At 65.7% G+C, this 13,813-nt stretch carries 8 protein-coding genes; 7 read left to right on the plus strand and 1 reads right to left on the minus strand.

All coding sequences use genetic code 11. The features are described 5' to 3' along the window. The 3 genes from AC1DEZ_RS11665 to AC1DEZ_RS11675 are packed head-to-tail and all read left to right on the plus strand — an operon-like array spanning window position 1 to window position 2,621. The gene (locus tag AC1DEZ_RS11665) at window positions 1-879 is read left to right on the plus strand and encodes an ABC transporter permease (protein ID WP_441511493.1); all 879 of its coding nucleotides are present in this window, start codon (window positions 1-3) and stop codon (window positions 877-879) included. Between the two features lie 26 nt (window positions 880-905). Further along, on the plus strand, window positions 906-1,649 hold the full coding sequence (locus AC1DEZ_RS11670) for a glycerophosphodiester phosphodiesterase family protein (RefSeq protein WP_441511494.1): 744 nt from the start codon (window positions 906-908) through the stop codon (window positions 1,647-1,649). 30 nt (window positions 1,650-1,679) lie between these two features. Beyond that, on the plus strand, window positions 1,680-2,621 hold the full coding sequence (locus tag AC1DEZ_RS11675; protein WP_441511495.1) for a TIM barrel protein: 942 nt from the start codon (window positions 1,680-1,682) through the stop codon (window positions 2,619-2,621). Here AC1DEZ_RS11675 and AC1DEZ_RS11680 read toward each other — a convergent pair. Next, entirely contained in the window at window positions 2,618-4,351 is a 1,734-nt protein-coding gene (locus AC1DEZ_RS11680) for a SulP family inorganic anion transporter (RefSeq protein WP_441511496.1), read from the minus strand. The two genes, AC1DEZ_RS11675 and AC1DEZ_RS11680, sit on opposite strands and share 4 nt — an antisense overlap. Window positions 4,352-4,530: 179 nt before the next feature. Here AC1DEZ_RS11680 and AC1DEZ_RS11685 point away from each other — a divergent pair, with 179 nt between their 5' ends. The 4 genes from AC1DEZ_RS11685 (at window position 4,531) to AC1DEZ_RS11700 (ending at window position 13,762) form a co-directional block, all read left to right on the plus strand. Then, entirely contained in the window at window positions 4,531-5,787 is a 1,257-nt protein-coding gene (locus AC1DEZ_RS11685; RefSeq protein ID WP_441511497.1) for an MdtA/MuxA family multidrug efflux RND transporter periplasmic adaptor subunit, read from the plus strand. Then, window positions 5,784-8,897 (plus strand): MdtB/MuxB family multidrug efflux RND transporter permease subunit, encoded by a 3,114-nt coding sequence (locus AC1DEZ_RS11690; RefSeq protein WP_441511498.1) that lies wholly within the window; start codon window positions 5,784-5,786, stop codon window positions 8,895-8,897. Before AC1DEZ_RS11685 ends, AC1DEZ_RS11690 begins: the two co-directional genes overlap by 4 nt. Beyond that, window positions 8,894-12,169 (plus strand): efflux RND transporter permease subunit, encoded by a 3,276-nt coding sequence (locus tag AC1DEZ_RS11695; RefSeq protein WP_476779705.1) that lies wholly within the window; start codon window positions 8,894-8,896, stop codon window positions 12,167-12,169. The genes AC1DEZ_RS11690 and AC1DEZ_RS11695 overlap by 4 nt, the downstream gene beginning before the upstream one ends. 135 nt (window positions 12,170-12,304) lie before the next feature. After that, the gene (locus AC1DEZ_RS11700) at window positions 12,305-13,762 is read left to right on the plus strand and encodes an efflux transporter outer membrane subunit (RefSeq protein WP_441511500.1); all 1,458 of its coding nucleotides are present in this window, start codon (window positions 12,305-12,307) and stop codon (window positions 13,760-13,762) included. The last annotated feature ends 51 nt before the right edge of the window (window positions 13,763-13,813 follow it).

A 13,813-nucleotide genomic window follows, 5' to 3' on the forward strand; every position in this document is an offset into this window, starting at 1 on the left:
ATGGCTGCCATCGATCTCCACGAAGCACCATCCTCTGAACCGAGGGGTGGTTTTGTCGCGCTTCTGCGGCTGAAGCTTCCCCTGACAGTCGGCCTTGGCGTGATCTGGCTGCTGGCGATGATCATCGTTGCCGCCTTCGCTGATCAGATTCGCCCCTACAACATCACCTCCATGGACCTGGCCAGCCGACTCGCGGCGCCGGGCGGTCTCAGGCATCTGCTCGGCACCGATGAACTCGGCCGCGATGTGCTCTCGCGGCTCATCCAGTCCATCCGCATTTCGCTGGTGATCGCGTTTGGAGCGACATTGCTCTCGGCGTTTTTCGGCACGCTGCTCGGCTTCCTGGCGGCGCAGTTTCGCGGAACGGTCGAGCATGTCGTGCTGGCTCTGGCCGATTTCCAGGCGGCGTTGCCATTCCTCATCATGTCGCTGGCGGTGCTCGCCTTCTTCGGTTCGTCGATGGTGCTCCTGGTCTGCCTGATGGGCTTCTATGGCTGGGAGCGCTATGCGCGCATCGCGCGCGGCCTTGCGATCTCCGCCGGCGCGCAGGGCTATGCTGCGGCTGTTGTCCAGCTCGGAGCTACGCCGACGCGGGTCTATCTGCGCCATATCCTGCCCAATGTCGCCTCGACGCTGATCGTGTCGATGACGCTGACTTTCCCCGAGATCATCCTGATGGAATCCGGCCTCTCGTTTCTGGGGCTCGGCGTGCAGCCACCCGAAACGAGCCTTGGCAACATGGTCGGCTTCGGGCGGGAATATCTCACGCGCGCGCCCTGGATCATGCTCGCCCCCGCCATCGTCATCATGCTGACGACGCTCTCCATCTCGCTGGTCGGCGACTGGCTGCGCGACAAGCTCGACCCGACCATCCGCTAGAGACGCCGCTTTCCGAGGGAATTGGCATGACCCTGATCAAAGGCCATCGTGGCGCCCGCAATCTCTGGCCGGAGAATTCGCTCACCGGTTTCCGAAACGCGCTGATGCTCGGCGTCGACGGCATCGAGTTCGACGTGCATCTGACGAAGGCCGGCGAACTCGTCGTCATCCACGACGCGACGCTGGACCGCACCGCTGAGGGGGCGGGGCCGGTGCGCGAGTTATCGGCCGAAGCGCGCAAGGCCATGAAGCTTAAGGACACCGACGAGACCATCCCGACCTTGGCGGAAGTGCTCGAAATCCTGGCGCCCGCAAAGGCCATCGAGCTGCATGTCGAGATCAAGATTGACGAGACCGGAACTCCCTATCCCGGCATCGCCCCGCGCGTGGCCGCCGAGCTGGCCCGTTTCGGCATCGAGGAGCGGTCGTATCTGACGTCCTTCGACACCTCCGTGCTGGAGGAATGCCGACGCCATGCCCCGCAGGTCGCTCGCCTCGTCTCGGTCAATGCTGCCTGGGCCGCGCGACAGGGTGGGCTCCCCGCCTTCCTCGACCGCGTCGAGGATCTGGCCGAGATCGTGGCTGTTCATCATGAGCTGCTGGACGCCGAGTGGGAGCTGATCCGAAGCAGGCTCGCACTCGACCGCCTCTGCGTGTGGACGGTCAACGACGAAGCTGGAATCCGCCATTGGCTCGGGCGCAATATCGGCCGCATGACTTCGGACAGCCCCGATTTGGCGCTCGCGCTGCGCGAGACGATCACGGCCTGATCCTTGAGTTTGCTTCGACTGGAGACCTCCATGAATCACATCATCTCGACCGGCTTTGTCGCCGCCTCGACGGACGGCGAACTCGACAGCCTGGAAAGCGATCTCAAGCGTCTCGCAGATCTCGGCGTGGAGACGGTCGAGCTGACACCGACCAGCATCGATCTCATTGCGGGCGGGCGCATCATCGAGGAGCGCGCCGACAGGCTCGCAAGGCTGACAGCCCAGTTCCCGTTCAATTACTCGATGCATGGCTTGGTCTCGTCCAACTTCATGGACCCGGACACGCTGCGCTATCAGCTCGAGGCGGCGAAAGCGCTGGTCCAGCTCTGCGATCGGGTCGGCTCGCGGATCCTCGTCCATCACGGCGGCTTTCTGCGCGCTGAGCAGCTCTTCGAAAGGGCTGATGCCGACCGGCGGGAACGCGAGGCTCTGCACGAACTTGCCGAATTCGCGAAATCCTACGGCGTGCGCATCGCGCTGGAGAACATCTTCACAACGGAGGCTGGCCAATACCGTCAGACACCGGCTGGGATCGCGGAGACGGTGAGGGCCGTCGACCATCCCAATCTGGTCGCCCTGATCGACTTCAGCCACGCCTATATCGAGGCGACCTATAAGGGGCTCGACTTCCGCGAGCAGCTTCGCGCCATGGCGCCCGTCGCGGGCCATCTGCACGTCCATGATTCATTCGGGCGGCCAACCGCGTTCTACAAGGGCTATCATCTGCAGGAATACACGGCGCTCGGCATCGGCGACCTGCACATGCCGCTTGGCTGGGGCGATATCGACTGGGACGAAATCTTCTCCGAGCTGACGTTCCTGCCCGGCACCGTCCTGATGATGGAGATCGGCCGGCGCTATCGCAGCGAGCAGCCGGCCTGCCTCGAGCGCGCCAAGCATTTGATGGCTCTGAACGCGGTCAACGACGCGTCGAGGTCGACCAACGCGCCAGCGCCTTACGCCACCGTCTAGGGTTGCCGCTCACTACGCGCCGGATCGGCGGGGGTGGCGAGGTCCCAAGATTTAGGAAGGACACCGCCAAGCCGGGTAACAGCTTCGTCGACGCTGTGGAAAATCCGGTCTTCTCCGATCGCGCGGATAATGCCGAAGCGCTCCAGCGCTTCGCGGGCCCGTGCGGATTCCACCCGCGCAATCGCGAAGGCCGCTCCCTGCGCTTCGCAGGCCCGGGCTACGGCGAGCAGCGACTGCGCCGCCGTATAGTCGATGGCGGCAATGCCGCTGGCCTCCAAGACCACCAGCCTCGGCTTTTGCGCTGCGAGCCGATCGACCAGCTCCTGCTGGAAACCTGACGCATTCGCGAAGAGCAACGGCGCCGGAAAGCCGGCGACGAGGATGCCAGGCAGCGTCGTCAATGGCTGCCCCGACCCCGGTGGCCACCAGATCGTCGTGCCCGCGATCCGACCGAACTCGACCAGATGGCTGCGGGTCGTCATCCAGATGCCGTGCAACAGCGACAGGCCGATGCCGATCGCCACGCCGCTTTCGATCGGCAGCAGAGAAACGGCAAAAGCGGTCAGCAGGACGAGGGCGAATTCCTGCGGGCTCTGGCGCGCGATCTGCGCGATCAGTCCCACCCTCACAATCCGCCCGGCCACGAAGAAGAGGACGCCGGCAAAGGCCGCTTCCGGGACATTGGCGAGAACATCGCCGCCGAAGAGCGCGAGACCCAGAACCAGCGCCGCGGCGGCGAGACCGGCGACGGGATTCCGGCCCCTGCTCTCGACGACGATGGCCGTCCGCGGCGGGCTGGCGTTAACCGGGAAGGTGCCTGCCAGGCCGGCGAGCAGATTGGCACCCGCCAGTCCGAGATAATCACGCCCGACATCGGGCTCGCGCCCATCGGGATCGCGGAAGGATCGGCTGACCGTCGCCGTCTGCATCATCACGATGAGCGCGATGATCAGGGCCAGCGGAATGAGAGACCGCAAATCGGCCCAGGACAGATCGAAGCCGGGCCATGGCGGCAACCCCGTCGGCAACGAGCCGAGCACTGCGACGCCGCGGCTCTCCAGACCGAGAGCGGCGACCGCCGCCGTCGCCAAGGCGAAGGCGATCAGCGCGCCGGGCAGCCAGGCTGCGAGCTTTTCGCAGGCGACGATGACGGCCAGCACGCCGAGACCCAGCATGACCGAGAACGGATTGCTACCTGCACGCGCCGCCCAGATTTCCGCCAGCCGGGGAGGCAGACTGCTCGCCTGCACATTCAGCCCCAGCAGGCTCGGGAGCTGGGACACGACGATATGGGCTGCGATGCCGGCCAGGAAGCCGGACACGACCGGCGTCGAGAGAAGATCCGCGATCCAGCCAAAGCGCAGGAAGCCGGCCCCCAGAAGGAGGACGCCGACCAGCACGGCAAGGGTCGGCGCAGCCGTCGGTGCGATGATGCCCCCCGCCGCAAGCGCGGCGAGTGCGCCGGCAAAGATGGGGGTGATCGTCGAATCGGCGCCGACGGTGAGGACACGGCTGGCTCCCAGCAGCAGGAAACCGAGCGTCGCTGCGACGAAGGCGAATAACCCCGCCTGCACTGGAAAGCCGCCGAGGCGCGCCGTTGCCATCTGCTCCGGGATCGTGATCGCCGCGAGCGTCAAACCCGCCAGCACATTCCGCCCGAGATCCCTGGGATGCGACGGGCCTCCGGAAGAGCGCTGTTCCGATCCGGCGAGGGCTGCGTTGCTTGGCATGACCGGCCACCGTCGTTGCATGCGAAGCTGATGCGGCAGCAACCATAGCAGTTCGCCTCATGCAGGCTGAAGCGCGTCGTTCCGGGCTAGATTAACGCTGGATTACGCCTGTTTCATGTGCGGCGCCGCGCAAATGCGTATAGCATCCTGCGGGCGTTCTATGCGGCATCGGTGCAGCGATGAACCAGAAGCCCGAGTTCCCGGCCTTAGCTCCTGCCACGGATCGTTCGCCGGCGGTCTCGCGGAAGTCGCGGGCCGGCCTTCCTGGTTTGGTGCTGATCGCGCTGGTCGCGGCAGGGCTCGGATTGTGGTGGTGGGTGCGACCGGGCGGCGAGAAGCCAGCGGGGTCCAATCGCAGCGTTCCAGCGATGTCGATCGTGTCCGCGCAAGCGACGCAAGGCGATATCGCGATCAACCTCGATGCTCTCGGTACCGTGACTGCTCTCGCGACCGTTACGATCAGGTCCCAGATCGCAGGAAAGCTCCTGGCGGTGGACTTCGAGGAGGGGCAGGATCTCCGGAAGGGCGATCTGCTCGCGGAGATCGATTCACGTCCCTATGAGGCCGCTCTGGCTCAGGCGAAGGGGCAATTGGCGCGCGATGAGGCGCTGCTCAGCGGGGCACGGGTCGACCTGCAGCGCTACAGGAGCCTTTCAGCCCAGAACGCCGTGCCGCATCAGACTCTCGATACGCAGGTCGCGCTGGTCGCCCAATATGAGGGCACGGTCGCGGCGGATCACGCGCAGGTCACGGCCGCCGAGGTCAATCTCCAATATTGCAGGATCGTCTCGCCGATCGACGGGCGCGCCGGTCTACGCCAGGTCGACGCGGGAAATTACGTCACGGCCGGCGACGCCAGCGGCATCGTCGTGATCACGCAGCTCGAGCCGATCAGCGTGCTCTTCACCCTGCCGGAGGACAATCTCCAGGCGATCGCCGCGCGCCTGCGGGCGGGCGCGACATTGCCGGTCCAGGCCTTCAACCGCGGCGGCACGACGAAACTCGCGGATGGGTCCCTCAAGACCTTCGACAGCCAGATCGATCCCACCACGGGCACGATCAAGTTGCGCGCGACCTTCGGGAACGGGGAGCGATCGCTCTATCCCAACCAGTTCGTCAATATCCGCCTGTTGCTCGACACGCGCAGGGGCGTGACGCAAATCCCGTCGGCGGGCGTCCAGCGCGGCGTGCCCGGCACCTTCGTCTATATCGTCAACCCCAACGACACCGTCTCGGTTCGCAAGGTCGAGCTCGGCGTGACCGATGGCGATCATGTGGAGATCCTGTCGGGCCTCAAGCCGGGCGACGCGGTCGTCATCGACGGCGCCGACAAGCTGCGCGAAGGCGCCAGGATCAGCGTGCGGGCGCCGCCCGACGCAACGCCGCCGCAGGCCGCGGGCTCCGGCCGCCGCACGGGCGCGAGGCCAGGCCCGTGAGCCCGTCCCGGCCCTTCATTCTGCGGCCCGTGGCCACCACGCTGCTGATGGTGGCGATCATGCTCTCGGGCATCCTCGCCTTCCGGTTTCTCCCTGTGGCGGCTCTGCCCGAGGTCGACTACCCCACCATCCAGGTGCAGACCTTCTATCCGGGCGCCAGCCCCGATGTGATGACCTCCTCGGTGACGGCGCCGCTCGAGGTGCAGTTCGGCCAGATGCCGAACCTGAACCAGATGAGTTCGGTCAGTTCGGGCGGCGCCTCGGTCATCACTCTGCAATTCGACCTGAACATCTCGCTGGACGTGGCGGAGCAGGAGGTTCAGGCCGCTATCAACGCCGCCGGCAACCTTCTGCCGGCGGACCTGCCGGCGCCTCCGATCTACGCGAAGGTCAACCCTGCCGACGCGCCGATCCTGACGCTCGGTCTGACCTCCGCCACCGTTCCGCTGACGCAGGTGCAGGACTTCGCCAATACACGGCTGGCGCAGAAGATTTCGCAGCTTCCCGGGGTCGGTCTCGTTACCATCAGCGGCGGCCAGCGCCCCGCCGTGCGGATCCGCGCCGATATCCGCAAGCTCGCCGCCTACGGCCTGAACATCGACGACCTGCGCACCACCTTGGGCAATGCCAATATCAACACGCCCAAGGGCAGTTTCGACGGGCCGATGCGGGCCTCGACGATCAATGCCAATGACCAGATCCGCTCCGCCGACGGCTACCGTTCCCTGATCGTGGCCTACAAGAACGGCGCTCCGGTTCGGCTGAGCGATGTCGGAGAGGTCGTCGACGGCGCCGAGAACGACAAGCTCGGTGCCTGGATGAATGCGACGCCGGCTGTGATTCTGAACATCCAGCGTCAGCCGGGCGCCAATGTCATCTCGGTGGTCGACAGCATCAAGGCGCTGCTACCGCAACTCAAGGCGTCGCTGCCGGAAGCCGTCGACATGACGATTCTGACCGACCGCACGGTGACCATCCGGGCCTCGGTCCGCGACGTCGAATACGAGCTCGCCCTGGCGGTCATGCTCGTCGTGCTGGTGATCTTCGTCTTCCTGCGCAGCCCGCGCGCGACGCTGATCCCGAGCCTGTCCGTTCCCCTCTCGCTCGTAGGGACGCTCGGCGCGATGTATCTGATGGGCTTCAGCCTCAACAACCTGACGCTGATGGCGCTGACCATCTCGACCGGCTTCGTCGTCGACGACGCGATCGTCGTGATCGAGAACATCTCGCGCTACATCGAGGAGGGGGATTCCCCGCTCGAGGCCGCCCTGCGCGGCTCGGAGCAGATCGGCTTCACCATCATTTCGCTGACGGTCTCGCTGGTCGCGGTGCTGATCCCCCTGCTGTTCATGGGCGACGTGGTCGGCCGATTGTTCCGCGAGTTCGCGGTGACGCTGGCGGTGACGATCCTGATCTCGGCCGTCGTCTCCCTGACGCTGGTGCCGATGGCCTGCGCCAAGCTTCTGAAGCCGGCCGCCGAGGCGCGCGAGAACCGCTTCCAGCGCGTCAGCCGGGAAGCCTTCGACAGCATCATTGCGGGTTATGGCCGCATGCTGGACTGGGTGCTCGATCGGCAGACGCTGGTGCTGCTGATCGCGCTCGGGACCTTCGGGCTGACGGGGTACCTTTACGCCGTCATCCCCAAGGGCTTCTTCCCGCTGCAGGACACCGGGGTCATCCAGGGCATCACGGAGGCGCCGCAGTCCGTTTCCTACGCCGCGATGGCCAGCCGGCAGCAGGCGCTCGCCGCCGCGATCCTGGAGGATCCCGATGTCGCCAGCCTGTCCTCCTTCATCGGGGTCGACGGCACCAACAGCACGCTGAACAGCGGGCGCATCCTGATCAACCTGAAGCCTCACGAGGAGCGCAGATCCAACATCGCGGCGGTGATGGAGCGCCTGCGACAGCGCACGGCCGCGCTGCCGGGCATCTCGCTCTACATGCAGCCGGTGCAGGACCTCACGGTCGAGGGCATTGTCAGCCGCATGCAGTACCAGTTCGTCCTGCAGGATGCCGATGCGGCTCAGCTCGCCGAATGGACGCCGAAACTGGTCGAGCGGCTGGCGGCGCTGCCGCAGATCGCCGAGGTCGCGAGCGACATCTCCGCACGAGGGCTCGCCGTCTTCGTCGACATCGACCGCGACCAGGCGGCCCGCTTCGGCATCACCCCGGCCACGATCGACAACGCGCTCTATGATTCCTTCGGTCAGCGCATCGTCTCCACGATCTTCACCAATGCGAACCAGTACCGTGTCATCCTGGAGGCCGATCCGCTGCTGCAGACCTCCCTGCGTTCGCTCTCGGCGATCTATTTGCCGTCGGCGGTGGGCGGTGGACCTGTCCCGCTGGCGGTCGTCGCGAGGATCCGCGAGGGCACCGCACCGCTCCAGGTCTCGCATCTCGGCCAGTTTCCCTCGGCCACGGTCTCCTTCAACCTGACACCCGGAACCTCGCTCGGCGAAGCCGTGACTGCGATCAGGCAGGCCCAGGCCGAAATCGGCCTGCCGGAAAGCGTGACCAGCAGCTTCCTGGGCGCAGCGCAGGCCTTCCAGTCGTCGCTGTCGAACCAGATCCTGCTCATCCTCGCGGCGATCGTGACGGTCTATATCGTGCTGGGCGTGCTCTATGAGAGCTTCATCCACCCTCTCACGATTCTCTCGACGCTTCCGTCGGCGGGCATCGGCGCATTGTTGGCGCTGATGATGGCGGGCCAGCAACTCACCATCGTCGCCATCATCGGCATCATCCTGCTGATTGGCATCGTGAAGAAAAACGCGATCATGATGATCGATTTTGCGCTGGACGCCGAGCGTAACGAGGGGAGGACACCGCGCGAGGCGATCCGTCAGGCCTGTCTGCTGCGGTTCCGGCCCATTTTGATGACGACGATGGCTGCCGTGCTGGGGGCCCTGCCGCTGATGCTCGGAACCGGCGCGGGCTCCGAACTCCGGCATCCGCTCGGTATCGCGATCGTCGGCGGGCTGCTGCTCAGCCAGCTGCTGACCCTGTTCACGACGCCGGTCATCTATCTCTGGTTCGATCGGCTGGCCGTCGGCGCCACCGATGCCCGGTTGGCCCTGCCGCCGTCCCACGAAGTGCCTGGGCCATGAACCCGTCGCGGACCTTCATCCGCCGCCCGGTTGCGACCACGCTGCTGACCGCCTGGCTGGCAGGGGTGGGTGCCGTCGCCTTCTTCCAACTCCCCGTCTCGCCGCTCCCGGAAGTCGATTTCCCGACGATCTCGGTCCAGGCCACGTTGCCGGGAGGCAGCCCGCAAGATGTGGCGGCGACCGTCGCGAGCCCGCTGGAGCGCCATCTCGGCCAGATCGCCAATGTGACGGAGATGACCTCGTCAAGCACGGTCGGGGGAACGCGGATCACCCTCCAGTTCGGCCTGAACCGCGATATCGACGGCGCTGCGCGCGACGTACAGGCTGCGATCAATGCGGCTCGCGCCGACCTGCCGGCAAGCCTCCGTGCGAATCCGACCTATCGAAAGGTCAATCCGGCGGACGCCCCCGTGCTCATCCTGACGCTGACCTCGGATACCAAGACCCGGGGCGAACTCTACGACGCGGCCACCACGGTGCTCGCGCAAAAGCTGTCTCAGGTCGAGGGTGTCGGCGAGGTCCTCGTCGGCGGCGGCTCGCTGCCAGCCGTCAGGGTCGAGTTGAATCCGCAGGCCGTCTATAAATACGGCATCGGCCTGGAGGATGTCCGTGCCGCCATAGCCAGCGCCAATGCCCACAGCCCCAAGGGCGGGATCGATGTCGGCGATCGACGCTACCAGATCTACGCCAACGACCAGGCGGAAAAGGCGGCACAGTATCGCTCTCTAACCATCGCCTATCGCGGCGGCGCCCCCATCCGGCTGTCCGATATCGGGGAAGTGACGGATTCGGTCGAGAATCTGCGCAATGCCGGGCTCGTCGACGGCAAGCCGGGCGTTCTCCTCGTCTTGTTCCGGCAACCCAACGCGAACATCATCGGTGTGGTCGACCGGGTGAAGGCGCTCCTGCCGACGCTGCGGGCCTCGATTTCCCCCGCCATCGATCTCGCGCCTGCGGTCGACCGGTCCACGACGATCCGGGCTTCGCTCCAGGACGTCGAGCGCACGCTGGTGATCGCGATCCTGCTCGTGATCGCCGTGGTGTTCGCGTTCCTGCGCGACTGGCGGTCGATGCTCGTGCCGGTCGTGGCCGTCTCCGTATCGCTGATCGCGACCTTCGCGGCGATGTACCTGCTCGGCTACAGCCTCAACAACCTGTCGCTGATGGCCTTGACCGTCGCGACGGGTTTCGTGGTCGACGACTGCATTGTGGTTCTCGAAAACGTCGCGCGCCATGTGGAGAGCGGGATGGAGCCGCGCGCGGCCGCGCTCAAGGGCGCGCAGGAGGTCGGCTTCACGGTCCTGTCGATGAGCATCTCGCTCGTCGCCGTGTTCATTCCGATCCTGCTGATGGGGGGGATCGTCGGCCGGCTGTTTCGTGAATTCGCCATGACAACCTCGCTGGCGATCATGATCTCGCTGCTGATTTCGCTGACGACGACGCCGATGATGTGCGCCGTGCTTCTGCGCAGAAACGCCGAGCTCAGGCATGGCCGATTATATCGCGGCAGCGAGCGGGTCTTCGCCTGGATGCTGGATGGATACAGGCGAACGCTGACAGCCGCGCTTGGCCATCCCGGGGCGGTCATGCTGGTCTTGGCGGCTGTGCTGGGCCTCAACCTCTATCTCTACGACACTATTCCGAAGGGCTTCTTTCCCCAGCAGGATACGGGGCGCATCGTCGGTGCCATCCAGGCCGATCAGAGCATCTCCTTCCAATTGATGCAGCAGAAGCTTTCGCGCTTCGTCTCGATCGTCAAGGCCGACCCGGCCGTCGACACGGTGGTCGGGTTCACCGGCGGCGGGCAGACCAATTCCGGCAGCGTCTTCATCGCGCTGAAGCCGCTCGCCGAACGCGTCGTCTCGGCCGACCAGGTGATCGCGCGCCTGCGGCGGAATCTGGCAGTCGTGCCCGGCGCGAGCCTCTTCCTGCAGGCGGTTCAGGATATCCGGGTCGGCGGCCGGGCCGGCAATGCCCAGTACCAATACACCCTGCAAGGCTCGACCCTGGAGGATCTTGCGGAATGGACGCCGCGGATCGCAGCCGCACTGCAGGCGCTGCCGACACTCGCCGACGTCAACAGCGACCAGCAGAACAAGGGGCTGGAATCCAATGTCATCGTCGATCGCGACACCGCCGCGCGCCTCGGCGTCACCATGGCGCAGGTGAACAACACCCTTTACGACGCCTTCGGCCAGCGGCAGGTGTCGACCATCTATGTCGCGCGCAACCAATACCACGTGATCATGGAGGTGGCGCCGCGGTTCTGGCAGAATCCGGAAACGCTGAAGCAGGTCTTCATCAGTACCGCCGGCGGGTCGGTCGGGGGCTCTCAGGCAACCAATGCGGTCGCCGGCACGGTCGTGGCCGCGGGCAAATCGACCACGGCGAGCAGCGTCGCGGCCGATGCGGCGCGCAATCTCGCGACCAACTCCATCGGCGCTACCGGCAAGGGGGCGGTTTCGACGGGTTCGGCGGTCAGCACGGTGCAGGAGACGATGATACCGCTCTCGGCGATCGCACATTTCGGACAGGGCGCGACGCCGCTGGCCGTCAACCACCAGGGGTTGCTTGTCGCCAATACCATCTCGTTCAACCTCCCGGCGGGCGTGTCGCTGAGCACGGGAATTGAGTCGATCGAGGCTGCCATGAACCGGCTGGGCGTCCCCGCCACGATCCACGGCACCTATCAGGGGACGGCCCGCGCCTTCCAGGCCTCCCTGGGCAGCCAGCCCTATCTCATATTGGCGGCATTGGTGACGATCTACCTTGTGCTGGGAGTGCTCTATGAGAGCTTCGTCCACCCGCTGACGATCCTATCGACGCTGCCCTCCGCCGGGGTCGGCGCATTGCTCGCCCTGATGGCCTTCGGAGTCGAATTCAGCATCATGGCGCTGATCGGGGTGATCCTTCTGATCGGCATCGTTAAGAAGAATGCGATCATGATGATCGACTTCGCGCTCGACGCGCAGCGCCATCGCGGCCTGTCTCCGTTCGATGCCATTCAGGAGGCCTGCCTGCTGCGGTTCCGGCCGATCATGATGACGACGATGGCAGCGATGTTCGGTGCGATGCCGCTCGCGATCGGCTTCGGCGAAGGCGGCGAACTGCGGCGCCCGCTCGGCATCGCCATCGTCGGCGGTCTGGTCCTGAGCCAGATTCTGACGCTCTACACGACGCCGGTCGTTTATCTCTACGCTGACCGCTTCCGCGCCTGGTGCGGGAATCTGCGCAGGCGTCCCCCTCAGCCGGTCGCGGATCTCACGGCATGACGCGGCGAGACGGCGAGGCGCCGGAGCGAGCGCGGCGACGTCTCATGATGCAAAAACATTTGCTGTTGCCTGGCCGAGTCTATCGCTTCGCGGTGCGATCGGATGAACTCCAAGGATTGGCGAAGGAGTTCATGCATGCGTGACGGCGTCGCGTCCGCTTCGGTTTGCGTCTTGGCAAGGCGCAAGCCGTCGTTCCGCTGGCGCGGTATCGGCGCATCGATCGCCGTTGCGCTTGGCCTGTCGGGTTGCATTCTCGGCAGCGAGAATCCGGCGGTCGATCTGGAGGTGCCTGCCAGCTACCGGGGCGGAAACCGAAGCCCGGACGCCGCGCTGCCCGGCCTCGACTGGTGGCGCGGCTTCCGCTCCGCCGAGCTCACGAGCCTGATCGAAGCCGCACAATCCGCCAACCTGGATATCGCGGTCGCGGTTGCGCAGATCGTCCAGGCGGATGCGCAGGCCGGCATCGCCGGCGCGCCATTGCTCCCCACGGTGACCGGAGTTGGAAATACGGAGCGGATAAGGCTGGCCACGACCAGCGGCAGCTCGGGGTCCAGCACGAGGTCCCAGGTCAACGTCGGGCTGACGGCGAGCTACATGATCGACTTCTGGGGCAAGAACCGCGCGACCCTATTTGCCGCGCAGGAAGATGCCATCGCGGCCCGGTACAATCGCGACGTCGTCACCCTCAGCACGACCGTCAGCGTGGCCAATACCTACTTCCAGATTCTGACGGCCAATGACCGCTTGCGGATCGCCCGCGGCAACGTCGCCGCGGCCGAGCGGATCCTGACTCTGGTGCGGCAGCAGTTCAACGCCGGAACGGTGTCGCAACTGGATCTTTCCCAACAGGAGACGCTCGTCGCGACGCAGAAGGCGGCGGTCCCGCCACTCGAGCTTGCCGCGGCTCAGAGCAACGTGACCCTGGCCCTCCTGCTCGCCCGGGCATCTGCGAATTTCACAGTGATCGGCGGTGGCATGGCGAAGGTCTCGGTGCCGCGCGTGACGCCGGGGCTGCCATCGGAGCTGTTGCGCCGCAGGCCGGATGTGCTGCAGGCCGAGTCACAGCTCGCCGCCTCGAATTTCAGCGTCGAGTCGGCCCGGGCAGCCTTCTTTCCGCAGATCCAGCTGACGGGCGATGCCGGCTTCCAGAGCAAGGCGCTCGCCTCGCTGTTTGGGCCGGGCGCCTGGTACTACACGCTGGCTGCCGGCTTGACGCAGCCGATCTTCGACGGATGGCTGCTGCAGAGCCAGCTCGACCAGGCGAGGGGCGCGCAGTCGCAGGCCCTGCAGGCCTACCGTCAATCGGTTCTCTCGTCCTTCGCCGATGTCGAGAAGGCACTCGTGGCGCTGACCCAGACGACCCGGCAGGAAAGGCTGCAGTCGGAGGTCGTCAGCAGCGCGCGCCGGGCCTTCGAAGTGGCGGAAGCGCAGCTGCGCGGCGGCACGGCGAATCTCATCAGCGTATTGCAGAGCCAGCAAACGCTTTTCACCGCCGAGGACAATCTGGCGCAGGTCAGACTAAGCCGCTTTCTTGCCGCGACGAGCCTGTTTCAGGCATTGGGCGGCGGATGGACCCGCGATCCGCCTCTTTGATCGAGCGGCGTCTGCCTGGGCGGCGATCGCCCTGAACCCGCGCAGGATCTG

This window comes from Allobosea sp. 10L422, from assembly GCF_056395345.1.